The sequence below is a fragment of the Streptomyces sp. NPDC054841 genome (assembly GCF_053611045.1).
On record NZ_JBSGZO010000884.1, the window covers coordinates 1 to 1,525 of the forward strand.

Below are 1,525 nucleotides of genomic sequence, written 5' to 3' on the forward strand. Positions count from 1 at the left end.
GCACGCGGGGAGCGTGACGGCGGGCCGGTGGCCGGAGGCGCAGCGTGGGGGCTACTTGGGCGCTCCGACCGGCTTGCCCTGGGGTGAGACGGCGAACCAGGTGCCGCCCACGCCCTGCCCGTTGGTGTCACCGGGCTTGTCGTCGCCGGAGAAGGTGTAGATCGGCCAGCAGTCGATGGTCTGCTGCTTGATGCCGTCGGGACGGTCGAAGGTGACGAAGCCCTTCTTGAGGATGCCTTCGGTGTCGTTCTTGTCGACCGGCTCGACGACCGGCCACTTCTCCAGGCAGGCACCGGTGCAGGCGGTCTTCATCGGCCAGGCCGAGTCCTTCATGAAGCGGTAGACGGTCATGCCGTTCTTGTCGACGACGATCTCGCCGAGCTTGGGGTCCTTGCGGACGGAGAGGCCCGCGAGGTCCGCGGCCTCGCCGCCGGCCTCCTCCGCGCCTTCCTCGCCGCCACCGCCGCCGGGCGCGGCCTTCTTCCCGTCGGGCGCCGAGGCGAACCAGGTGCCGCCCACGCCCTGGCCGTTGGCGTCTCCGGCCTTGGTGTCCTTCGCGTAGCGGTACATCGGCCAGCCGCCGATCGTGAGCTGCTTGCTGCCGTCGGCCCGGGTGACCTCGCCGATCAGGGAGGCGTCGGTGCCGGGGGCGGGCGTGACATCGCCGGCAGCCACGACGGGCCAGGCCTTCGCGCAGTCGCCTTCGCAATTCGACTTCGGCGGGCTGGCGGTGTCCTTGTCGAAGCGGTAGAGGGTGAAGCCCTCGCTGTCGGTGAGGACCTTGCCGAGCTTCTTGCTGTCCCAGACGGCGAGTTGCCCGGCAGTCTTGGGGGTGGTGGCCGCGGCGTTGCTGCCGGATCCGTAATCGGAGCCGTAGCCGCTGTCGGCGGCGGGCTGTCCGGCCGGGTTGACGGCGCCGACCGCCTGTCCGTTCGTCTCCGTTCCCTTGTCCTGACCACACGCCGTCGTCAGCGCGAGTACGGCCGCCGCAGTCACCGCGAGCGAGGCGTTCCGCCAGGTATTCATGTCAACTCCCGTTGTGCCCGGTGTCTGTGTGGCGCCTGGGTGCGCCGTTCATGGCCCTAGGTACGGGCGGGAGGGCGTGCTGTGTTCAACGCGTTCCGGAAAAATTCTCCGCAGCCGCAAACCCGATCCGCCGACAACCCCTCCATCAGGGGAATCGACACCCGTTCGGGCGTGTCAGGACGCCCTGCGGATCATGCTCATCGGCGTGTACGGATCGCTCGTCGGGCGGCTGTTGGCAGCCGCCGCACTCGCCTGGCTGCTGGCGGCCCCGGTGCCCTCAGCTGCCGACTCCTGCTCGTACGCCTCGATCGGCCCCGGCGGCCCCGGCGGCTCCGGTTCCGTCGTCGCGGTCGCGGGGAGCGGTCACTGCGTAGCCGGGCCGGCGCCCACTCCGAAGCCGCCTCCGCCGCCGAGCCCCCCCGCCCCCCCCCCCCCCCCCCCCCCCCCCCCCCCCACCCCCCCCCCCCCCCCCCCCCCCCCCCCCCCCCCCCGCGGGACC

Annotated in this window: 1 protein-coding gene; it reads right to left on the bottom strand. The window is 72.1% G+C overall.

Annotated elements, in window-relative coordinates; all coding sequences use genetic code 11:
• Nucleotides 1-51: 51 nt before the first annotated feature.
• A complete protein-coding gene (locus ACWGI8_RS44180; RefSeq protein ID WP_453669253.1) occupies nt 52-1,026 on the bottom strand; it encodes an SCO0930 family lipoprotein in 975 nt (324 codons plus the stop codon).
• Nucleotides 1,027-1,525: the final 499 nt, after the last annotated feature.

Coding starts and splice junctions, on each gene's coding strand:
- ACWGI8_RS44180 (WP_453669253.1), bottom strand. CDS start 1,026: ATGAATACCTGGCGGAACGCCTCGCTCGCGGTGACTGCGGCGGCCGTA.